The following is a 19,956-nucleotide window of genomic DNA, read 5'->3' as shown; positions in this document are numbered from 1 at the left end:
GTTGTCCGCTCAAGCCGCCTGCAGCGCATCCGGCAGCAACTCGCCGATCCGGGCACGTACGCGCTCGGCGTAGCTTGCCGAGGTGATCTGCGGCAAGGCGCGCAGCGCGTCGGCGATGGCGGCGCCGATGGCCTCCTCGGCGCGTGCGGCCTGCAGCTGCCGGTGCAGCACGGCGGCCGCCGGGTGGCGTTGCAGCTGCAGGATGTCGAGCAGGTACAGCCGTGCGTTGGCGGCCGCGCGACGGCGCTGGCGCTGCAGGTCTTCTTCGCTCGGTGCTGCCGCTGGCTGCGTCACGTGGGTACCGGGCACGCCTGCCGGCGAGGAATCAGACGCCTGGGCAGTGCGTGTTGCACTCCCTGCCTGCGTGCCGAACTCCAGATAGCCCATCGCGCAGAGCGCATGCACCAGCGCGGCGCCGTCGCCGCCCAGCAGCACGGCCAGCGTTGCCAGATCGCGCTGGCCGTCGGCCAGGATCAGCGCGCGTCGCTGCAGCAAGGTGAGTGGACTGCGGTGCGATTGCAGCGCGGTGAGGGCGAGCTCGGTCTTGCGTGGGGTCATGGCGGCGGTCCTGCGAGGCGCCCAGCTTGCCCGCCGCCAATGAAGCGCCGATGACATCGACACCGCAACGCTATCGCGTTCTGCACATGGTCGCGATGTGCGCTGTGTAGGCTGTGGCGGACCCGTAAGGAATGCATGCATGACCACCAGATTGCTCGGTTTGATCGGCGCATTGCTGTTGCTGACCGGCTGCAACCGTGCCGAGGACGCCACCACGGCCGCGCCCGACGCGGCACCTGCACCGGTGGCAGCCGCCAACGACCAGCCAGCTGGCGATGTTCCGCCGGCCGCTGCGCCGGCCGGCACGTTTCCGCCGCAACTGCGCCAGCAGCCGGCTGCGCTCGCGCGCCTGGATGGCTACGGCGATCTGCGCCTGGGCATGGATGCAACGCAGGCGCGCGCTGCCTGGGGCGGCGACCTGCGCGGCGAACCGGCGACCGATAGCGGCTGCTATCTGCTACGGCCGCAGTGGGCCGAGGATGCACGCCGTTTCGGTTTCATGTTCGAAGGCGATCGCCTTGTGCGTTATCAGACCAACGAACCCAAGGAGCTCGCCCCGGGCGGCGGCAAGGTCGGCATGCCGCTGGCGCAGCTGCGCGCGCTGTATCCGGCAGGTCTGATCGAACAGCCGCACAAATACGTCCCCGGCGCGTTCACCCTGCGCCTGGCCGATGCGGCCACCCGCTCCGCGTTGGTGTTCGAGACCGATGCCGACGGCAAGGTCAGCAGCTGGCGGGTCGGGCAGCCGCCGCAAGTGGATTATGTGGAAGGCTGCGGCTGATCCGTCACGGCTGGCGCTGCGCCGCATCGGCGGCATCCGGCAGCGCAGCTTTCGCGCGCATACCGGATTTGCAGCGTGCGTGGTGTAGAGCAGCGTGCGCGCAGAACAACATGTCGAGACCATCCGGGCAGCGGGTCTCGAAGCGGCTGCAACACCTCAGCGCGAATCCTTCTGCTGCGAGGCGTGCTGCGCGGGGGTTTCCGCGTTTTCGCCCACATCGCCTTGCGTCTGCGGCATGGGCAGGCCTTCCTGCTTCATGTCGCCATGGTTGGGCACTTCCGGGCGGTTTTCCATCATCAGCGACAGCGCGGCCTTGGCCATCAGATGGGCGCTGATCGGTGCGGTGATGAACAGGAACACGGTGATCAGCAACTCGCGCGGTTGCGGGTCCACACCCAGGAACAGGTGATAGCCGACCGATGCCAGCAGCACGCAGCCCACGCCCAGCGTACTGGCCTTGGTCGGCGCATGCAGGCGCTTGAAAAAGTCCGACAGCTTCACCAGGCCGAGCGCGCCGATCAGGATGAAGAAGGTGCCGACCAGCAACAGTGCGCTGAGCAGATATTCGGTCAGTGCGATCATTCGACGATGTCCCGACGCAACACGAACTTGCTCAGCACCACGGTGCTGCCGAAGCCCAGCATCGCGATCACCAGCGCCGCCTCGAAGTAGATCGGCGAATCCAGGTACATGCCCAGCAGCATCAGCTCGGCGATGGCGGTGATGGACAGGGTGTCCAGCGCCAGGATGCGATCGGGCACGCTCGGGCCGCGCAGCAGGCGCCACAGTGCCATCAGCATGGCCAGGCCCACCGCGTGCATGCAGATGACGATGGTCGATTCGATGAACATGTGGCCGGTCATGGAAAGATCTCCATCAGGGGCTTCTCGTAGCGGGTCTTGATCTCGGCGATCAAGGCGTCCGGGTCGTCCAGGTGCAGCACGTGCACCAGCAGATACTTGCGGTCGTCCGAAAGCGCCGCCGACACCGTGCCGGGAGTGAGCGTGATCATGCTGGTCAGCGCAGCGATACCGTGGATGTTGGCGATATCCAGCGGCACCCAGATGAAACCGGGGTGGATGCGCGACTCCGGGCCGAGCACCTGGCCGGCCACCTTGATGTTGGAGCGCACGATGTCGCCGGCGGCCACCAGCAACATGCGCGGCACCGAACGCAGCGAGCCGATGCGGGCGAACTCGCGGTCCAGGCGCGCCGCAAAGATCGGCACCACCCAGCCCAGCAACAAGCCCAGCACCCATTGCTGCGGCCCGAAGCTGTCGCTGAGCAACAGCCAGAAAATGAAGACCGTCACGCTCAGCGGCGGCGAGGGCAGCAGCCGGCTGCGCGCGCTCATGGCTGCCTCCGCTGCGGCGTGGTGGCGCGGACCTGCTCGACATAGGCGCCGGGGTCGCGCAGCTGCACGCCGGCCGCGTCGGTGTAGCGCATCAACGGGCCGGCACCGGCCGTCATCGCCACCAGCCCGCCCAGCAACAGCAGCGTGGCGGCGGTCTCCACCGGGCGCATGCGCGCACGCCGTTGCGGCTGCAGCTCGGGGACATCCTGCACCGCTTCGGGCACGCGCCAGAACAGGCGCACCCCGGCACGCGTCAGGCCGATCACCACCAGCAGGCTGCTGCCCAGGATGGCGAACCACACCGGCCCGACCAGGCCCTCGGGCACGTGCTGCAGCAACGCGGCCTTGGCCAGGAAGCCGGACAACGGCGGCAGCCCGGCGACCGCGACCGCGGCGACCATGAACATCGCGCCGGGGATCCCACGCCGTGGCAGCGGCGCGACCACTTCCTTGCGGTCGCTGGCGCTGCCGCGGCGACGCCGGATCAGGTCCGACACCATGAACAACGCCGCGGCCACGAAGCTGCTATGCGGCAGGTAGTACAGGCCCGCACCCAACGCGCCGGCATCGTCCAGCGAGAAGGCGATGAACAACGTCGCCGCCGAGAACACCACCAGATACGACACCATCACCCGTAGCCGCGATGCGGCCATCACCCCGAACGCGGCCATCAGCAGCGTGGCGATGCCCAGCCACAGCAATGCGTGGCGGCCGAAGCCCTGCAGCGCGCCGGCACCGGCGCCGAACCACAGCGCCGACACCCGCAGCGTCGCGTAAAGCCCGACCTTGGTCATGATCGCAAACAACGCCGCCACCGCCGCCGGTGCGCGCGAATAGGTCTCCGGCAGCCACAGGTACAGCGGCAGTAACGCGGCCTTGCTGCAGAACACCAGCAGCAACAGGCCCAGGCTGGCCTTGGCCAGCGGCAGGTCCTGCGCCGGCAACGCGGCGATGCGTTGCGACAGCTCGGCCATGTTCAAGGTGCCGAACACGCCGAACAGCAGGCCCAGCGCGATCAGGAACAGGGTCGACGCGCACACGTTGAACACCACGTAATGCAGGCCCACACGCATCTGCAGCCCGCGCCCGCCGCTGAGCAGCAGGCCGTAGGAGGCGATCAGTATCACTTCGAAGAACACGAACAGGTTGAAGATGTCGCTGGTCAGGAACGCACCGTTCAAGCCCATCAACTGGAACTGGAACAGCGCATGGAAATGCGGCGCGCGCCGGTCCCAGCCGGCGCAGGCATGCAGCAGGCAGGCCGCGCCCAGGATCAGGGTGGTCAACAGCATCCACGCCGACAGGCGGTCGCCCATCAGCACGATGCCGATGCGCGCCGGCCAGTCGCCGAGCAGGTAGACCAGCACCTGGCCTTCGGCGGCGCGCGCGAACAAGGCGATGACCGATGCGGCCAGCAAGGCCATGCTTGCCCATGCCACCGTGCGCTGCACGCGCGGCCCATAGCGCCGATGTTCGACGAACAGCGACGCCGACGCGCCCAGCATCGGGATCAGGATCGGCAGGATCGGCAGATGGTTCATCGCCGGGCCTCGCGCGTGTCCACGCCGGTGGTGGCGTCTTCATGCGCATCCACATGATCGCTGCCGTTGTCGCTGCGGCTGCGGATCGCCAGCACCAGGCTCACCGCGGTCATCGCGAAGGCGATCACGATCGCGGTCAGCACCAGCGCCTGCGGCAACGGATCGGTGTAGTGCATCAGGTCGGCGGGCACGCCCTCGCGCAGCACCGGTGCCTGGCCGCTGCGCAGGCGTCCGCCGGCGAAGATCAGCAGGTTGGTCGCGTACGACAGGAAGGTCATCCCCAGGATCACGTCGAAGCTGCGTGCGCGCAGCAACAGGTAGATCGCCAATGCGGTGAGAACGCCGATCGCGCTTGCCACTGCCAATTCCATCAATGCTGCTCCGCGGTGCGTGTCGAACGTTGGGTGGGGTCGATCTCGCCGCGCTGCGAACTGCGCGTGCGCGAGGGTTTGATCGTGCCCATCATCGACAGCATCAACATCGCCGCACCGAACACCACCAGATACACGCCGACATCGAAGCCCAGCGCGCTTGTCAGTTCCAGATCGCCCAGCAGCGGCAACGGAACTTCCAGATGCCCGCTGCTCAGGAACGGCATGCCGAACACCAGCGCACCGGCGCCGCTGACCAGCGCGCACAGCAGGCCGATGCCGATCAGGCGGATGTAGTCGAAGCCGAAGCGCGATTCCACCGACGCGGTGCCCTGGATCACGTACTGCATCAGCAACGGCACCGCCAGCACCAGCCCGGCGATGAAGCCGCCGCCAGGCGCGTTATGGCCGCGCAGGAACAGGAACAAGGACACCGTCAGCGTCAGCGGGAACATGATCTGCGCCAGATCGGCCGGCACCGGCAACTTGATCGGCGGGCCGGGCATGCTGCGCTCCGGCGCCATCCGCGAGCGCCGCAGCAGCGCGTGCACCACCAGCCCGGCGATCGCGAACACGGTGATCTCGCCGAAGGTATCGAAGCCGCGGAAATCCACCAGGATCACGTTGACCACGTTGCGCCCGTAGGCTTCCGGCAGTGCGCGCTGCAGCAGCTCGCCGGCGACCGTGTGGCTGGGCTGGGTCATCAAGGTATAGGCCAATGCGGCGAGCCCGGCACCACCGACGACGGCGATGCCGGCATCGCGGAGCTTGCGCAGGCGCGCCGGCTCGGGCAACGAGCGCTCGGGCAGGTAATTCATCGCCAGCAGCATCAGCACCAGCGTGACCATCTCCACCAGCAGCTGGGTCAACGCAAGATCCGGTGCCGACAGGAACACGAAGGTCATGCTGACCGCCAGCCCGGTGCCGCTCAGCACCAGCACTGCGAGCAGGCGCTGCTTGTACAGGAACAGGCTGCCCAGGGCGCAGGCGATCATCAGCAGCCAGATCGTCCAGCCCAGCAGCGGCAGCGGGGTGGGCGCCGGCCAGGCCGGCAATGCGCCGCCCTGCAGGAACGGCACCAGCGCCACCACCACGGCGCTCAGCACCAGCAGCATCAGCATGCGTTGCAGGTTGCCGTTGGCCACCGCATCGGTCATGCGCACGGTACCGGCGAACAGCGCGCGCAGGTTCCAGTTGAACAGCGCCTTGCCGGACGAGCGGTTCTGGATCGCGTACATGTCCAGCGTGCGGCGCAGCGCCATGTACAACAGGGTGCCGCCCACCATGCCGGCGATGCTCATCGCCAGCGGCCAGTTCCAGCCATGCCACAGCGCCAGGCTGTAGTCGGGCAGGCGCGCGCCCAGGATGGCGCTGGCACCGGCGCGCAGCACCGGCGCGATGGTCCAGGCCGGCACGATGCCCACGGCCACGCAGATCAGCACCAGCACATCCACCGGAATCCGCATCCAGCGCGGCGGCTCGTGCGGGGTGGTGTCCAGATCGCGCGGGCCCTGGCCGAAGAAGGTGTCGTGCACGAAGCGCAGGCTGTAGGCCACGCCGAGCAGGCCGGCCAGCAGTGCGGCGATGCTGGCCAACACCCGCATCGTCTGCGGGGCGTCGGTTTCCAGCGCCACCGCAAAGAACATTTCCTTGGACAGGAAGCCGTTGAGCAGCGGAACGCCGGCCATCGCCAGCGAGGCGGTGATCGCCAGCACGCTGGTGACCGGCATCAGGCGGCGCAGGTTGCCCAGCCTGCGCATGTCGCGCGTGCCGGTCTCGTGGTCGATGATGCCGGCGGCCATGAACAACGAGGCCTTGAACACCGCGTGGTTGAGGATGTGGAACACGCCGGCCACCACCGCCATCGGCGTGGACAGGCCGAACAGCATGGTGATCAGGCCCAGATGCGAGATGGTCGAGTACGCCAGCACGCCCTTGAGATCGTGCTGGAAGATCGCATGCCATGCGCCGAGCAACAGCGTGATCGCACCGATGCTGGTGACCGTGTAGAAGAACAGGTCGGTGCCGGCCAGGGCAGGATGCAGGCGCGCCAGCAGGAACACGCCGGCCTTCACCATCGTGGCCGAATGCAGGTACGCCGACACCGGCGTCGGCGCCGCCATCGCGTGCGGCAGCCAGAAGTGGAACGGGAACTGCGCGCTCTTGGTGAAGATGCCCAGCAGCACCAGCCCCAGTGCATCCGGATACAGCGGACTGGCGCGAATCAGATCGCCGGCCGCCAGCACCGCATCCAGCTGGAAACTGCCGACGATGCGGCCAATCATCAGGATGCCGCCGAGCAGGGCCAGGCCGCCACCGGCCGTCAGCACGAAGGCCATGCGCGCGCCTTCGCGCGCATCCTTGCGATGCGACCAGAAGCCGATCAACAGGAACGAACTGATGCTGGTGAGTTCCCAGAACACCATCAGCAACAGCAGATTGCCCGACAGCACCATGCCGAGCATCGCGCCCATGAACAGCATGAGATAGGCGAAGAAGCGCGATGCGCTGTCGCGTGCACTCAGGTAGTAATGCGCATACAGCACCACCAGTGCGCCAATGCCGAGCACCAGCAAGGCGAACATCCACGCCAGGCCATCGAGCCGCAGCGAGAACATCAGGCCGATCCGCGGTAACCACGCGTACTGGCTGCCGATCACCTCACCGCGCAGCACGGCCGGCGTGAGCGTCGCCAGGACGACCAGCCCGCCCAACGGCGCGGCCGCAGCCAACCACGCAGTGATCGAACGGGAGGTGCGCCAGAGCAGCGCAGTGGCGGCCGCCATCACAAATGGCAGCGCAAGCAGGATTTCCAGCGAGAAAGGCATGCAGGGAACACAAGATTCGCGAGCAGGCCAGAGAGCTTAACAAACCGTTGACTGACGCCCGCGTCAACGCCGTGGCTGCGCGACTGTGCAGATCGCCACCGGATCGGCGTCGCGCCGCTGCCTGTCACTCGCTATGCTGGGATCACCCAGACTGCATCCGAGCCCTGTGACCGCTGCCGATCCCGCTCCGTCCACTGCCGTTGCTGCGCCGCGCGCCCTGGTGTTTGGCGGCAGCGGTCAGATCGGCGAACGCCTGCTGACGCGGCTGCTCGGCCGCGGCTGGCAGGTGACGGCCTGGTCGCGCCAGCCACGCGCCGCGCGCGCCGGGCTGATCTGGCGGCAGGGCGATCTGGCCATGCCGGCTGCCGCGGGCGAGGCATTCGAGGTGATCTTCAGCTGCGGTCCGCTGGATCATTTCGCCCGCTGGTATGCGGAGAATCCGCTGCGTGCTCCGCGCATCGTGGCGTTCGGTTCCACCAGTCTGGAGGTCAAGGAACACTCGATCGACGCGGCCGAGCGCGATGTCGCGCAGCGCCTGGCACATGCCGAACAGGCGCTGTTTTCCGCAGCCCAGGCGCGTGGCGCCGCAGCCACGGTGCTGCGCCCGACGCTGGTCTACGGTGCCGGACGCGACCGCACACTCACCCAGATCGCCGGGCTGGCGCAGCGCACCGGCGCCTTCGTGCTGCCGGCCAACGCGACCGGGCTGCGCCAGCCGGTGCATGTGGACGATCTGGCCAGCGCCGCGCTGGCGGTGGTCACCCAGCCGGCGACGCAGCAGCGCAGCTATGCCGTCGGCGGCGGCGAAGTGCTGGCCTATACGCAGATGGTGGAGCGCGTGCTGGCAGCGCTGCCGCGACCGGCGCGGCTGTATCAGGTGCCGCCCGGCCTGTTCGGCCTTGCCCTCATCGCTGCGCAGCGGCTGGGGCGCCTGCGTGGCATCAATGCGGCCGCATTGCAGCGCATGCGCGATGACCTGGTGTTCGACCTGGAACCGGCGCGTCGCGACTTCGGTTATGCGCCGCGCGCCTTTCGTCCGCTGCCCGAAGAGCTCGGCATCGGCGAGTGAGGCTCGTCTTGGCGTATGTGCTTCGAAGACCTGCATGGCGCGCGGTCCGCTAGCCCTGCTGTGCAGGGCGATGCGGCATGACCGTTGGCCGCTGCAGCGCTCAGGCGTAATCGGCTGCTTTCGGATCACGACCACGCCGGCGACCGGCGACGTTATGGCTGTCGTTCGCGCTCAATACCGCCAACCCAGCTGACGATAAAGCTTGGCCAACACCCAGATCGGCCCGATCAACAGATAGGTCAGGTCGGTCAGGAAGCTCGGCTTGCGGCCTTCGATCCGGTGGCCGACGAACTGCGCGACCCAGGCCAGCACGAACACCGTCAGCGCCGTGGCGAACAGCCCGGTGAGCCCAAGTCTGCCTTCGAGCAACCGGCACAGGCAGCCGAAGAAAAAGAAGATCCCCAGCATGCCCAGCCCGAGCGGCCGAGAGAGGCGGTTGTAGTACGACCAGGCCGCGAACATCGACAACGCCGCCCACACGCCGCTGCTGAACCAGGTGCCGCCGACCGGGATGCACCACAGCAGGGCCACCACCGACCACAGGATCGCCGGCACCGCCAGCACGTGGATCTGCTGATTGGTCGTGTTGCGGTGATCGTCGGCGTAGCTGGCGAAATAGCGGTCGAGCGGTCGCGCGGTCTTGGTGCGTTCGGTCATGTTCCCTCCCAGGAATGACCCAAGCATACGCGCGCGGATGGCACTGTGGCAGCCGTGCTCCCTGCCACGCGCAGGGCGCGTGGCAGGGGCCGGCAGGCATCAGTTGACCGACACGGCGCTCCACGCTGCGGCAACCGCGCGGTACTGCGTGGAGCTGCTGCCGTACAGATCGGTGGCCGCGCTCAACGTCGCCCGGCGGGCCGCCGCGTAGTTGGTCGAGGAGGTCATGTAGACCGTCAACGCGCGGTACCAGATGCGGCTGGCCGCCGCCCGCCCGATCGCCGTCAACGCCGTATTGCCGTTGCAGACCAGCCCGGCCGGCGTCACGTTCCAGCTGGTGCCCGATCCGAAGCCGCTCGGTACCACCGCGCCTTCGGCCAGCAGAGAGTAGAAATGGTTGGCCACGCCCGAGCTGTAATGCACGTTGAGCGAGCTCAGGCTGCTGCTGTAGCAATCGGGCGAGTCGCCATCCAGGCTGGGTTTGAACATGTAGCGCAAGGCCAGCGTCCCGCTGCTGTTGCCCGGAACGATCTTCTCGCCGATCAGGTAGTTGCCCGGCTGCGCGCTGTTGTTGGCGGAGTACTCCACCATCGCGCCCATGATGTCGGACGTGGCTTCGTTCAGGCCGCCGACTCGCCCGAATACACCAGGCGCGCGGTGCGGCTGGTCACGCCATGGGTCATCTCGTGGCCGGCCACATCCACCGACACCAGCGGCGTGAACGTGCTGCCGTCGCCATCGCCGAAAGTCATGCAGAAGCAGCTGTCCTGCCAGAACGCGTTGTTGTAGCGGCTACCGTAATGCACGCGGCTGCGCGCACCGACGCCGTCGTTGCCAATGCCGCTGCGCGCATGGGTGGTGCGAAAATAGTCCCAGGTCAGCGCCACGCCGTAATGCGCATCCACCGCCGCGGTCACCGTATCGCTGTTGGCACCGCTGCCCCAGGCGTTGTCGGCATCGGTGACCAGCGTGCCGTTGCCGGAGGTGCTGTTGCGCATGTTGTAGGTGGCGCCGCTGCCGCGGCTCAGGTCGGTCAGCTCGTAACCGCTGCTGCAACGCGTCGCCGCCAACGCCACGCTGCCCGCATACAGCGAACGGTGCCGGCCGCACTGGTGCCACCCGCGCAGACGGTATGCACCGTGTCCCAGGAGTCGAGAATGCGTTGATCGACTGCATCGACGATGTAATGCATTTCGGTCGGCGTCTGATCCGGCTTGATGCCGCTGTAGATCACTTCATAGACCAGCCGCGGTGCCCCCTGGCGCGCATACAGCGCCAGACTTGCGCGCGGCGCGGCATCGGGTGCCAGGTCGAACTGCGTACCGGCCGCGCGCACCGCCGTGTCCGCGTCGATGCCCGGCACGATGCTCGGGCGCACGCTGGTGTCCATGCTCTGGCTCAGCTGACGCATCACTCCACGCCGCGAATGCACCACCACATCGCCGCCGATCACCGGCAGGCCCTGATACGTGCGATCGAAGCGCACATGCTCGCTGCCGTCGGCATCGACAATGCTGTCGCGCGCGACAAACGCATCGGCCGTTGCACGATTGGCCAGCGCCGCAGCGTGATTGCCCAACAAGGATTGTGCGCGCGCCACCGCGGCATCCGCGGAAAGATCCGCGGCAGTGGCGACGGCAGACAACGATAGCGCGCAGCAGATCGCCGCGCCCAGGACATGAACTTGCATGACGACTCTCTCCCCGAAAACGTGCAATGCAAAGATCGGCGGCGATACGCATCGCGGCCGATCGCGACTGGCAACAGGTGCCGGCAGATAAACTTGCACAGTCCATGACAGCACAGTAGTAAAAATTACAGCTGTGTTGCATTCTGTGCGCCGCGCCACTTTGCGGTGTGGAGGGCATCGCAGAGCAGCAGGAGTGTCGCTGCGTGTGCGACATCGCCAGCGCGGCAGGCATGCCGTTCTGTCGCAATCTGGAGGGTGCGCCAACCTCCAGCGACGCACAATCCGCTGGCAACCACAGGCACTCCGCGCAGGCGTGTGCAGTCAGGCGCGGCCGCGGCGACGCTCTCGGCGCTGCTGTCGAAAGCAGACAGACACAAAAAAACCGGCCAGACACCTGGCCGGTTTTTCGTGCTGCTCCGTTGAACCGTCAGCGGCCGCCGATCGCGACCCGCTGCTGCTCGTCCTGCGCGCGCTGCTGCGAAGCCTGGCCAGCCAGCAATTGCGCACTGGTCTGCTCCAGCGTGGGAGCTGGCTGGTTCAGATCCACCGCCGCACGGAAGCCCGGCGTGGTGCCCATGACGAATGCCTTGCCATCCTGCACGGTGACGTTCTGCAGCTTGTCTGCCGAATCGATACCGTTCTGCTTGGCCTGCAGGGTGACGTGGGCTGCCGTCTCGTTGGAGATCATGCTGGGCAGCTTGCTGCGGATCGCGTTGTGCAAGGCATGGTCCGGATGCAAGGCATCGTCGAGCGACGGGCCCTTGGGCGTAGCGACCGGCGTCTGCGCTGCCTGTGCCTGTGCCGGTTGTGCGGACAACGCGGCCTGCGTGTTGCGCCCCACCACGCCATCGGGCTGCAAACCGTGCTGCTGCTGGAACGCAATCACCGCCTCGCGCGTGTTGTCGCCAAAGCGGCCATCCTCGGCAAGCCGGTTTCCCTGCGCATCGCGCACGCCGAGACGGTTGAGGTCCTGCTGCAGCTTGCCGACATCACTGCCTTGCTCGCCATGCCGCAGCGCGCCGTTGCCGCCCGCTGTCGCCGGCTGGGAGTGGCGCGCGCCGGACTCCTGCTGATGGCCCCGATTCCAGAACGTCTCCGGATTGGTCAGCTTGCCGTTGGCATCGCGCAGCTGGTAATGCACATGCTGCGCGTACTGGCTGTTGCCGTTCGGGCCGCGTCCCCCCATCGTGCCGATGGCATCGCCAGCGGACAGCGTCTGACCTTCCTTCACCTTGAGTGCGTCCAGGTGCAGGATCTCGTGCGAGTTACCCTGTGCATCGCGAATCTTGACGGTGCCGTAGTTGCCGCCCGCGAAGGTGACGGTTCCGGCGACCGGCGAATGCACCGTCGGGTGCTGCATGTTGCGGCCTGTCTGGCCACCCTGGTAGTTGAAGTCGGTACCGCCGTGATCACGGGCACTGCGATGCTCGCCGTAATGGCCGGTGATGTGCGGTGCAGTCCCGTTCTGTGGCGGGAGCATCCGTTCCATCGTGTGCTGAAACGAGCTGGATCCACCATGCTGTGGCTGCACAGGTGCTGGTGCAGTGTGCTGCACCGGCTGTCCGAGTTGGCCATGGGCCAGGTTGTTCATCAGCTCTGGAGTGATATCGCGCTGCCAGCGGGCAAACCGATTCTCGCGGTCGGCCAATCCATTCGGCGGATCGCCGCCGTTGATCGCAACGCCTGCCGCATGCGCGTCCTGCCTGGCGGCCTGCGGCACGTTGTTCTGCCAGTACCAGGTGGCGATGCGGGATGCGTTTTCAGGTTGTGCCGCCAGATCGGGGTGTGCCACCAGATCCAGGTTCAACGCTTCGCCGGCCGCACGATATTGGTCCTTGCCGGTGAGCTGCATATAACCGCGGCCACGGTACAGGTAGCCGTCGCCGGGCTCGTTATTGCCCATGCGTCCGCCATACATCAATTCGGCCAGTTTTTCCGGTTGCCCGCGCAGGGCATCCAGACGTGCCTGCTCCAGGGCTTCGGGACCCTCACGCAGTGCGGAGCGCACCTTCGAACTTACCTGTGAGGATCCATGCGTATAGCGGAACCCTTCTTCCAGGCGGTTGAGGCCCATCGATTCATGACCCACCTGGGCCATGAAGTTTGCCAGCTCCTTCGGCTGGGTAATGCCTGCAGCATAGGCTGACTGGAGCAGCCCTGTTTCACGATCGGTTGCCATGGTGTAACTCCTCATTTCTCAGCAACATGAAATAACGGACACCTTCCTTGTCCGTGCAAACCATTACGTCCCTTTAATTCGCCTTTTCGGCTGCGGCGTCGTCCAATGCCGCAGCTTTCTTCAATGTGGATGGATCAAACTCCTGAAATGCCACCGTACCGAAGTCTTTGGCGGTCAATTCCAGGGTGTTGTGCTGCTCGGTCTCGGTATCGGACAGGTCACGCACCACCTTGTCCAGCAACCAGGTCTGCTTGTCTGCCGAATACTTGAACGTGAAGTCGTCTGCCCAGCGCTCGCGCGATCCGCCGGAAATGGAAATGGTGAATTGCCCGGTCTGGATACGCGAAAACGCGTAGGGGTCGCCTGCCAGACCGCCGCAACGGGCGCACGGCACGATCTTGCTGTTTTCTGAGGCCTTCTGCATCGCACCGTCGGCGGTTTGCGTCAGCAACACAACCGTACGCGGTTGTCCCTCGCCAAGTTTTTCGGCGCCGGTGCTGGGTGGGGAAATCACCACCAACGCATCGGAGCGGCCCGCGCCAGTCAGATCGCCACGGATGGTCTCCAGAGCCTTCGATCCTGCCGGAATGAAGGAGTCTATCGTGCCCATAGGTACAGTCCCTTGTGTCGGTGTTGCGGGGGTTGGTGCGGCAGGTGCGGACGGCTGCGCCGCCGCGGTACCTGCGGCGGCGGTCGACTGCCCGGTCGCGCCGCCAGCTTGAGGTCCGTTACAGGCCGCGAGTGCAACTGCCAATGCAGGGCCAATCAGTCGGAAAGGACGCAAGGTTATCTCCTGAAACGTTGGCGGATATGCCATTACCAGTGTCGCCACTAGCGCGCTGATTAAAGGGACTGGTCGTCCACCTGCACCAGCATCCAGCAAGGGCGCTGGGCGAAGTGGTAGACCTGCTGATCGCCGGTGTCCGGTGTGCGGACCAGTACCTGGCGGCCATCGGCCTCTTCGGAAATCGTGACCTCGCGGCCGCCGTTGCGGGCTGCCTCCAGGTTCGGGATGACGGGCCATTCGACCTTGGCCAGCGGAACCGTGCGAGTGACCGGGGCGGGCTCGGGCTGTGCCTCCGGGTCGAGCTGGATCATCGTGAGCGGATCGGCGGTGGCCTTTTCCTGTACCGCAATGTCCGCACTGAAGCTTTTCAGAAACGCAGCGAAGTCGGCGCTGGGGCAGCTTGTCGCCTGCGCAGGCGTTGCCGGAACGGTGGCCGATGCCGAGGCTGCAGGTGCTGCATTCGCCACAGGCGCCGCAGTGCCGGCGGGCTCAGCTTGCGGCTTGCAGGCGACCAGCGCCAGGCTCAGTGCGAAAGCGTGCAGGGACGTTCGGAAAAGGGCCAAGGGATCCTCCTGATCATTGCGGGCAACTGGAACGCGGGCGGGATGTTATACGCGCGCTGCTTGCCAATGTGTGAAGGCTTACCAAGTTATGGTTTGCGCAAACTGACCGGTATGCGGCAGGCCAATAGCCTCGCAGAATCAGCCGCCTGCCGGTGGCCCCTTGCTCGGGTGAGTCCACCGCCGTTGACTGCGGTCAGCAACAGCCGGCTTATCTCGATCGCGCCTCGGCAGACATCATCATGATCTGATCAAGGTCTGACCGGCGATATCTCCGGTGTGGCGTGAGTGACTCTCTCTCGTTGGCGTCCTTCAGCGCTCGCTAAAGAGCGCTGCCCGCCATTGTTGCTTTGATACAGCCTCAAAGCCCCGGGAGCGGGGCCTTGCAGATCAATCGACCGAAATACCCGCCAACCGCTGCAATGCCTCGGCGTATTTTGCGCGCGTGCGTTCGATCACTTCTGCCGGCAGGCTGGGGCCGGGTGCGGTCTTGCCCCAGTCCAGGGTTTCCAGATAATCGCGCACGAACTGCTTGTCGTAGCTGGGCGGGCTGGTGCCGAGTTCGTACTGGTCGGCCGGCCAGTAACGCGACGAGTCCGGGGTCAGCATCTCGTCCATGATGTAGAGACGGCCGTCGGCATCGGTGCCGAATTCGAACTTGGTGTCGGCCAGCAGAATGCCGCGTTCGGCGGCGAAATCGGCGGCGAAGCGGTAGATGCGCAAGCTGGCATCGCGCACGCGTTCGGCCAGCTCGGCGCCGACGGTCATGACCATCGCGTCGAAGTCGATGTTTTCGTCATGGTCGCCGACGGCGGCCTTGGTCGACGGGGTGAAGATCGGCTCGGGCAGTTTCTCGGCCTGACGGAGCCCGTCGGGCAATTCGATGCCGCTGATCTTGCCGGTGCGCTGGTAGTCCTTCCAGCCGCTGCCGATCAGGTAGCCGCGTGCGATCGCTTCCACCGGCACCGGCTTGAGCTTGCGCGTGACCACGGCGCGCTTTGCATACAACGCCGGGTCCACGCCCTCGGGCAAGACCTGCTCCACGGTGATGTCGACCAGGTGGTTGGGCATCAGGTGTTCGGTCTTGTGGAACCAGAAGTTGGAGACCTGGCACAGCATCTCGCCCTTGCCGGGGATCGGGTCGGGCAGCACCACGTCGAACGCGGACAGGCGGTCGGTCGCCACCATCAACAGATAGTCGCCCGGAGGCGCATCGGCGGGCAGGCGCTCGCGGGGAATGTCGAAGACATCGCGGACCTTGCCACGGTGACGCAACGGCAGGCCGGGCAGATCGGATTGCAACAGCGTGGTCGACACAGGCACTCCTAAGGACGTCGCAATGACGCTGTCCCCGGGACCCGGCGGGCCCGCGGGTGGGCAGCGGGCCGCGTAGTGTACGGCGCTTCGGCGCGCGCCGCTGGATTTATTGGGGCCGGCCCGGCGGGCGGCGTGCATGCCGCGTCAGCCAGGCCGGGCGGGCGTTCGGGTAAGATCGCCAGCCCGCCATCCCGCCATCCCGCCCCCCGATCGCCCATGTCCTGGTACGGAAAACTGCTCGGCGCACTGGCCGGCGCCCTGCTGTTGCGCGGCGCGCCGGTACTCGGGCTGATGATCGGCCTGGCGATCGGGCATGCGGTGGACGCCGGCTGGTTCAAGCGCCGCGCCGACAACCCGTACGAAGCGCTGGGTCTGGAGCCGGACGCCACCACCGCCGAGATCGACCTGGCCTACCGCCGGCTTATGTCGCGTTACCACCCGGACAAGGTGGCCAATGCCGAGCCGGAAGCACGCCGCCAGGCGGAGAAGAAGGCCAGCCAGATCAATGCGGCCTACGATCGGATCCAGCGGCTGCGCAAACGCTGATCCAGCCTGACGCTGCAATATCGCTGCCAGGCACCCGCACAGGGTCGGCATGGGCGCCACCAACAAAAAACGCCCGACCCGTGACAGGTCAGGCGCGGTCACTCGGACGCCAAGCACTCAGAAGCGATAGGTCGCCGTCAGGCGCACCGCATTGGACGAAAAGTCGGTATCGCTGCGGCGCAGGTCGGTGCCGGCCGGATTGACGCGCAGGAACGGGTTGGTCGCCGGCGCAGTGCCCGGCCCGACCCGCACGCGGGTGTCTTCGTCCTGCAGGCGGGTGAACAGGTACTCCACACCGACCGAGACGTTGTCGCTCAGGCGGCGCTGCAGGCCCAGGCCGGCCTGGTAGCCGTCGGCGCTGTCGCCGCCGCTGCTGGTGAAGCTGTTGGCGGTGTTGCTGCTGGAGAAGCTGTGGTCGAACTCGCCGCGTGCCACGCCGGCGGTGAAATAGGCCAGAAAGTCGCCCTGCGCACCGAAGGCATAACCGATACGGCCGCGCAGTGCGGCGGTGCGGTTGAGCTGGCGGGTGAAGGTGTAGAACGCCGGGGTGGTGCTGAAGGCGCTGACGCTGTCGCGCAGGTCGTTGCGGGTGTATTCGGCGACCACGCCGTAGACCCAGTTGCCGGCCTGCCAGTCGTAGCCCAGCCGCGCACCGTATTCGGCGCCGCCCTTGTCCTTGCTGCAGCCGCTGGCCGGAGTGCGCCCGGCCGCCGCGCCGCCGCAGAACCCGGGCGAGAACGCATCGGCGCCGGTCGGGGTGCTGACCTGGTCGCCGTCGCGGCCGTCCAGGTTGGTGTCAAAGCCGAAGCGGCCGCCGGAAACGCCGCTGACGTCGGCACCGCCGACATTGGCGCCGATCGAAAAACCCGACCAGTCGGCCGGGCCGGTCTGGGCCCAGGCGGACGGGGCGAGGGCCATCAAAACAAGCGCAGCGGAGGCGAGCGGAGTGGTCTTCATGCGGTGTCCTTGGCGAAAGGGCGCGGTGCGCCGGTTCAGGTGCATACGCAGGCCGGGCCGCCGCGGATGCACTGGCGTTGCACGCCTGCGACAATGCGTTTCCCGTTCTTTGACGAGCTGCCCATGCAACCGACGGCGATCGCCCCGTCCATCCTGTCCGCTGATTTCGCCCGCCTGGGCGAGGAGGTGAACAACGTCCTGAAGGCCGGCGCCGACTGGGTGCACTTCGATGTGATGGACAACCACTACGTGCCCAATCTCACCATCGGCCCGATGGTCTGCCAGGCGCTGCGCAAGCACGGCATTGCCGCCCCGATCGATGTGCACCTGATGGTCGAGCCGGTGGACCGCATCGTGCCGGACTTCGCCGAGGCCGGTGCCACCACCATCAGCTTCCATCCCGAAGCCAGCCGCCACGTGCACCGCACCATCCAGCTGATCAAGTCGCACGGCTGCCAGGCCGGGCTGGTGCTCAACCCGGCCACCCCGGTGGACATTCTGGACTGGGTGCTGCCGGAGCTGGATCTGGTGCTGGTGATGTCGGTCAACCCCGGCTTCGGCGGGCAGGCCTTCATTCCCTCGGCGCTGGAGAAATTGCGCGCGATCCGCAACAAGATCGACGCCCTGGGCAAGCCGATCCGGCTGGAGATCGACGGCGGGGTCAAGGCCGACAACATCGGCGCGATTGCAGCGGCCGGCGCCGACACCTTCGTGGCCGGCTCGGCGATCTTCAACGCGCCCGACTATGCGCAGGTGATCGCGCAGATGCGTGCGGCGGTGGATGCGGTGCGATGAGCCAGCCCGCGCCGCAGATCCGCAGTGCCACGCCCGCGGATGTGCCCCTGTTGCACGAGTTGATCACCGCACTGGCGGTCTACGAACGCGAGCCGGATGCGGTGACGGCCACTCAGGACGATCTACACGCCAGCCTGTTCAGCGACGGCGCCACCGCGCACGCACTGATCTGCGAGCAGGACGGCCAGGCGCTGGGTTTTGCGGTGTATTTCTTCAATTACTCGACCTGGCTGGGCCGCAACGGCCTGTATCTGGAAGACCTGTTCGTGCGCCCGCAGGCGCGCGGGCGGGGGGCAGGCCTTGCGCTGTTGCGGCATCTGGCGCAACTGGCCGTGCAGCGCGGCTGCGGGCGTTTCGAATGGTCGGTGCTGGACTGGAACCAGCCGGCCATTGACTTCTATCAAGCGGCGGGTGCGCGCCCGATGGACGGCTGGACCGTCTACCGGCTCGATGGCGAGCGCCTGGCCGCGTTCGCCGCCGGCACCTGAGCGGGCGCTGCGCCACCGGCGTTGGGCAATCCGCCTGACAAAAGGAAGGCCGCCCCATCGGAGCGGCCTTCAAGAAAATTGGAGGCTGATCCTGCCTCCGCCCGTCGTCCCTGCTATGGCCTTCTATCCTCCGGGTCAGCCATGACATGGCAATGACAGCCGGGCGACATCACGTATTCACGATCCCCCGAGTGGTGCGCTGCTAGCCTGCGCCAATCACCCTTACAGCATCGGCAGCGCGCATGGCCCCGTCCCACTGGCGTCTGATCCTCAACGGCAAGTCCACCGACAATCTGGACCTGCGTGAGGCGGTGGGAACGCTGCGCAAGCGCGGTCTGCAGTTCGAGGTCCGGGTCACCTGGGAAGACGGCGATGCCGAGCGCTACGTCGCCGAGGCCGTGGCCGACGGCGTGCAGACGGTGATCGCCGCCGGTGGCGACGGCACGCTCAGTGAAGTGGCTGCCGCCCTGGCGCATCACGACGCCGACGCGGCCACCCTGCCATCGCTGGGCCTGGTGCCCCTGGGCACCGCCAACGACTTCGCCACGGCGGCCATGATTCCCATCGAACCCTTCGAGGCGCTCAGCCTGATCGCCGAGCGCCCGGCGCAGGCGATCGACCTGCTGCGCCTGGACACCGCGCACGGCCCGCACTGGTGCGCCAACGTCGCCAGCGGCGGCTTCGGCACCCAGGTCACCGTGGAAACCGACGAAGGCCTGAAGAAGATGCTCGGCGGGCTGGCCTATCTGATCACCGGCATGTCGCGACTGGGCCGGATCGACCCGATCAGCGCCCGCTTCAGCGGCCCGGACTTTGAATGGGACGGCGAATTCATCGCGCTGGGCCTGGGCAACGGGCGCCAGGCCGGCGGCGGCCAGGCGCTGTGCCCGGAGGCGCTGATCGACGACGGTCTGCTCGATGTCACCATCGTCCCAGCCCTCAACGGCGAAGTGGCCGCCACCCTCGGTACCCTGGTCACCGGCGGCAAGCAGGCGGCCCTGGAACGCGTGGCCGTGCGCGCCCGCGTGCCGTGGCTGGAGATCGTGTCCCACCAACCGCTGACCCTGAACCTGGACGGCGAACCGGAAACCTCGCTGCATTTCCGCATCGCCTGCGTCCCGGCGCGGTTGCGGATGCATTTGCCTGCCGACTGTCCGTTGCTCGGGGGTTGAGTCCGGGGAATCGGGAATCGGGAATCGGAAGAGCGTGATCGGCCTGCGCTGATGTGTGGTCGCCCGGTCGATGCATGCGCGCGAACGGGTAGCGCCATGCCATCTACACGATCAAGGCCAGCTGGCTGCGGGCAGTCGCATTCAAATCAATCAACGCCGGCAGAAGCGAATAGCTGCGTCCCAAGCTGAGCAACGGCGACAAATGCGAAGTGGCTAGGGCCTGTTAACGCTAGTGGTTGGGGAGGTTAAACTATTGGACATGGAGATCACGCCAGCACAATTTGCCCTCATCGAACATTGCTTACC

At 66.7% G+C, this 19,956-nt stretch carries 19 protein-coding genes and 1 pseudogene; 6 read left to right on the top strand and 14 right to left on the bottom strand.

What is annotated here, in order from left to right:
- Positions 1-9: 9 nt before the first annotated feature.
- Positions 10-558: a hypothetical protein gene (locus XarbCFBP7408_RS15375; protein WP_104563696.1), complete on the bottom strand. Its 549-nt coding sequence runs from the start codon at positions 556-558 to the stop codon at positions 10-12.
- Positions 559-721: 163 nt separating this feature from the next.
- On the opposite strand from XarbCFBP7408_RS15375, the gene XarbCFBP7408_RS15370 reads away from it, so the two are divergent.
- Positions 722-1,339 (top strand): lectin, encoded by a 618-nt coding sequence (locus XarbCFBP7408_RS15370; RefSeq protein ID WP_181106968.1) that lies wholly within the window; start codon positions 722-724, stop codon positions 1,337-1,339.
- Between the two features lie 156 nt (positions 1,340-1,495).
- Here the strand turns inward: XarbCFBP7408_RS15370 and XarbCFBP7408_RS15365 are convergent, their stop codons facing one another.
- From XarbCFBP7408_RS15365 to XarbCFBP7408_RS15340, 6 genes are read right to left on the bottom strand one after another with little or no spacing between them, the layout of a single operon-like run.
- A complete protein-coding gene (locus XarbCFBP7408_RS15365; protein WP_104563694.1) occupies positions 1,496-1,921 on the bottom strand; it encodes a Na+/H+ antiporter subunit G in 426 nt (141 codons plus the stop codon).
- Positions 1,918-2,202: a K+/H+ antiporter subunit F gene (locus XarbCFBP7408_RS15360; protein WP_016901330.1), complete on the bottom strand. Its 285-nt coding sequence runs from the start codon at positions 2,200-2,202 to the stop codon at positions 1,918-1,920. The genes XarbCFBP7408_RS15365 and XarbCFBP7408_RS15360 overlap by 4 nt, the downstream gene beginning before the upstream one ends.
- Positions 2,199-2,693, bottom strand: coding sequence for a Na+/H+ antiporter subunit E (locus XarbCFBP7408_RS15355; protein WP_104563693.1), 495 nt, complete (start codon positions 2,691-2,693; stop codon positions 2,199-2,201). The genes XarbCFBP7408_RS15360 and XarbCFBP7408_RS15355 overlap by 4 nt, the downstream gene beginning before the upstream one ends.
- A complete protein-coding gene (locus tag XarbCFBP7408_RS15350; protein WP_104563692.1) occupies positions 2,690-4,234 on the bottom strand; it encodes a monovalent cation/H+ antiporter subunit D in 1,545 nt (514 codons plus the stop codon). The genes XarbCFBP7408_RS15355 and XarbCFBP7408_RS15350 overlap by 4 nt, the downstream gene beginning before the upstream one ends.
- A complete protein-coding gene (locus tag XarbCFBP7408_RS15345; protein WP_016901335.1) occupies positions 4,231-4,605 on the bottom strand; it encodes a Na+/H+ antiporter subunit C in 375 nt (124 codons plus the stop codon). The genes XarbCFBP7408_RS15350 and XarbCFBP7408_RS15345 overlap by 4 nt, the downstream gene beginning before the upstream one ends.
- Positions 4,605-7,433, bottom strand: a complete 2,829-nt coding sequence (locus XarbCFBP7408_RS15340; RefSeq protein ID WP_104563691.1) for a monovalent cation/H+ antiporter subunit A — start codon at positions 7,431-7,433, stop codon at positions 4,605-4,607. The genes XarbCFBP7408_RS15345 and XarbCFBP7408_RS15340 overlap by 1 nt, the downstream gene beginning before the upstream one ends.
- Positions 7,434-7,599: 166 nt before the next feature.
- Here XarbCFBP7408_RS15340 and XarbCFBP7408_RS15335 point away from each other — a divergent pair, with 166 nt between their 5' ends.
- On the top strand, positions 7,600-8,502 hold the full coding sequence (locus XarbCFBP7408_RS15335) for an NAD-dependent epimerase/dehydratase family protein (RefSeq protein ID WP_181106963.1): 903 nt from the start codon (positions 7,600-7,602) through the stop codon (positions 8,500-8,502).
- Between the two features lie 171 nt (positions 8,503-8,673).
- On the opposite strand, the gene XarbCFBP7408_RS15330 is transcribed toward XarbCFBP7408_RS15335, so the two are convergent.
- From XarbCFBP7408_RS15330 to XarbCFBP7408_RS15305, 6 genes and pseudogenes are all read right to left on the bottom strand, one after another.
- Positions 8,674-9,159: a DUF962 domain-containing protein gene (locus XarbCFBP7408_RS15330; protein ID WP_104563689.1), complete on the bottom strand. Its 486-nt coding sequence runs from the start codon at positions 9,157-9,159 to the stop codon at positions 8,674-8,676.
- Between the two features lie 99 nt (positions 9,160-9,258).
- Positions 9,259-10,849: pseudogene (locus XarbCFBP7408_RS15325) on the bottom strand (M4 family metallopeptidase).
- Positions 10,850-11,276: 427 nt separating this feature from the next.
- On the bottom strand, positions 11,277-13,028 hold the full coding sequence (locus XarbCFBP7408_RS15320) for a peptidoglycan-binding protein (RefSeq protein WP_104563688.1): 1,752 nt from the start codon (positions 13,026-13,028) through the stop codon (positions 11,277-11,279).
- A gap of 73 nt (positions 13,029-13,101) precedes the next feature.
- The gene (locus tag XarbCFBP7408_RS15315) at positions 13,102-13,638 is read right to left on the bottom strand and encodes a hypothetical protein (RefSeq protein ID WP_104563687.1); all 537 of its coding nucleotides are present in this window, start codon (positions 13,636-13,638) and stop codon (positions 13,102-13,104) included.
- Between the two features lie 233 nt (positions 13,639-13,871).
- Positions 13,872-14,126 (bottom strand): hypothetical protein, encoded by a 255-nt coding sequence (locus XarbCFBP7408_RS23200; protein ID WP_258072146.1) that lies wholly within the window; start codon positions 14,124-14,126, stop codon positions 13,872-13,874.
- Positions 14,127-14,765: 639 nt separating this feature from the next.
- On the bottom strand, positions 14,766-15,692 hold the full coding sequence (locus XarbCFBP7408_RS15305; RefSeq protein WP_181106966.1) for a phosphoribosylaminoimidazolesuccinocarboxamide synthase: 927 nt from the start codon (positions 15,690-15,692) through the stop codon (positions 14,766-14,768).
- Positions 15,693-15,908: 216 nt separating this feature from the next.
- Between XarbCFBP7408_RS15305 and XarbCFBP7408_RS15300 the strand changes: the two genes are divergently transcribed.
- On the top strand, positions 15,909-16,238 hold the full coding sequence (locus XarbCFBP7408_RS15300; RefSeq protein ID WP_039531362.1) for a J domain-containing protein: 330 nt from the start codon (positions 15,909-15,911) through the stop codon (positions 16,236-16,238).
- 117 nt (positions 16,239-16,355) lie between these two features.
- Here XarbCFBP7408_RS15300 and XarbCFBP7408_RS15295 read toward each other — a convergent pair whose 3' ends face one another.
- A complete protein-coding gene (locus tag XarbCFBP7408_RS15295) occupies positions 16,356-17,195 on the bottom strand; it encodes an outer membrane protein (RefSeq protein ID WP_039511280.1) in 840 nt (279 codons plus the stop codon).
- A gap of 123 nt (positions 17,196-17,318) precedes the next feature.
- Between XarbCFBP7408_RS15295 and rpe the strand changes: the two genes are divergently transcribed.
- The 3 genes from rpe (at position 17,319) to yegS (ending at position 19,650) form a co-directional block, all read left to right on the top strand.
- The gene (gene rpe / locus XarbCFBP7408_RS15290; RefSeq protein WP_104563728.1) at positions 17,319-17,990 is read left to right on the top strand and encodes a ribulose-phosphate 3-epimerase; all 672 of its coding nucleotides are present in this window, start codon (positions 17,319-17,321) and stop codon (positions 17,988-17,990) included.
- Positions 17,987-18,478 carry a GNAT family N-acetyltransferase gene (locus tag XarbCFBP7408_RS15285; RefSeq protein ID WP_104563684.1) on the top strand — a complete coding sequence of 164 codons (492 nt, stop codon included), beginning with the start codon at positions 17,987-17,989 and terminating at the stop codon, positions 18,476-18,478. The genes rpe and XarbCFBP7408_RS15285 overlap by 4 nt, the downstream gene beginning before the upstream one ends.
- A 242-nt stretch (positions 18,479-18,720) precedes the next feature.
- The gene (yegS, locus tag XarbCFBP7408_RS15280) at positions 18,721-19,650 is read left to right on the top strand and encodes a lipid kinase YegS (RefSeq protein WP_104563683.1); all 930 of its coding nucleotides are present in this window, start codon (positions 18,721-18,723) and stop codon (positions 19,648-19,650) included.
- The last annotated feature ends 306 nt before the right edge of the window (positions 19,651-19,956 follow it).

The sequence above is a fragment of the Xanthomonas arboricola pv. guizotiae genome (assembly GCF_002940205.1).
Classification (GTDB): Bacteria; Pseudomonadota; Gammaproteobacteria; order Xanthomonadales; family Xanthomonadaceae; genus Xanthomonas; species Xanthomonas arboricola_C.
Note: the sequence above shows the minus strand (reverse complement) of the source record. Positions and strands in the feature narration are given on the sequence as shown.

Coding starts and splice junctions, on each gene's coding strand:
- XarbCFBP7408_RS15375 (WP_104563696.1), bottom strand. CDS start 558: ATGACCCCACGCAAGACCGAGCTCGCCCTCACCGCGCTGCAATCGCAC.
- XarbCFBP7408_RS23200 (WP_258072146.1), bottom strand. CDS start 14,126: ATGATCCAGCTCGACCCGGAGGCACAGCCCGAGCCCGCCCCGGTCACT.
- XarbCFBP7408_RS15365 (WP_104563694.1), bottom strand. CDS start 1,921: ATGATCGCACTGACCGAATATCTGCTCAGCGCACTGTTGCTGGTCGGC.
- XarbCFBP7408_RS15340 (WP_104563691.1), bottom strand. CDS start 7,433: ATGCCTTTCTCGCTGGAAATCCTGCTTGCGCTGCCATTTGTGATGGCG.
- XarbCFBP7408_RS15350 (WP_104563692.1), bottom strand. CDS start 4,234: ATGAACCATCTGCCGATCCTGCCGATCCTGATCCCGATGCTGGGCGCG.
- XarbCFBP7408_RS15285 (WP_104563684.1), top strand. CDS start 17,987: ATGAGCCAGCCCGCGCCGCAGATCCGCAGTGCCACGCCCGCGGATGTG.
- XarbCFBP7408_RS15345 (WP_016901335.1), bottom strand. CDS start 4,605: ATGGAATTGGCAGTGGCAAGCGCGATCGGCGTTCTCACCGCATTGGCG.
- XarbCFBP7408_RS15360 (WP_016901330.1), bottom strand. CDS start 2,202: ATGACCGGCCACATGTTCATCGAATCGACCATCGTCATCTGCATGCAC.
- XarbCFBP7408_RS15320 (WP_104563688.1), bottom strand. CDS start 13,028: ATGGCAACCGATCGTGAAACAGGGCTGCTCCAGTCAGCCTATGCTGCA.
- rpe (WP_104563728.1), top strand. CDS start 17,319: ATGCAACCGACGGCGATCGCCCCGTCCATCCTGTCCGCTGATTTCGCC.
- XarbCFBP7408_RS15315 (WP_104563687.1), bottom strand. CDS start 13,638: ATGGGCACGATAGACTCCTTCATTCCGGCAGGATCGAAGGCTCTGGAG.
- yegS (WP_104563683.1), top strand. CDS start 18,721: ATGGCCCCGTCCCACTGGCGTCTGATCCTCAACGGCAAGTCCACCGAC.
- XarbCFBP7408_RS15295 (WP_039511280.1), bottom strand. CDS start 17,195: ATGAAGACCACTCCGCTCGCCTCCGCTGCGCTTGTTTTGATGGCCCTC.
- XarbCFBP7408_RS15330 (WP_104563689.1), bottom strand. CDS start 9,159: ATGACCGAACGCACCAAGACCGCGCGACCGCTCGACCGCTATTTCGCC.
- XarbCFBP7408_RS15355 (WP_104563693.1), bottom strand. CDS start 2,693: ATGAGCGCGCGCAGCCGGCTGCTGCCCTCGCCGCCGCTGAGCGTGACG.
- XarbCFBP7408_RS15300 (WP_039531362.1), top strand. CDS start 15,909: ATGTCCTGGTACGGAAAACTGCTCGGCGCACTGGCCGGCGCCCTGCTG.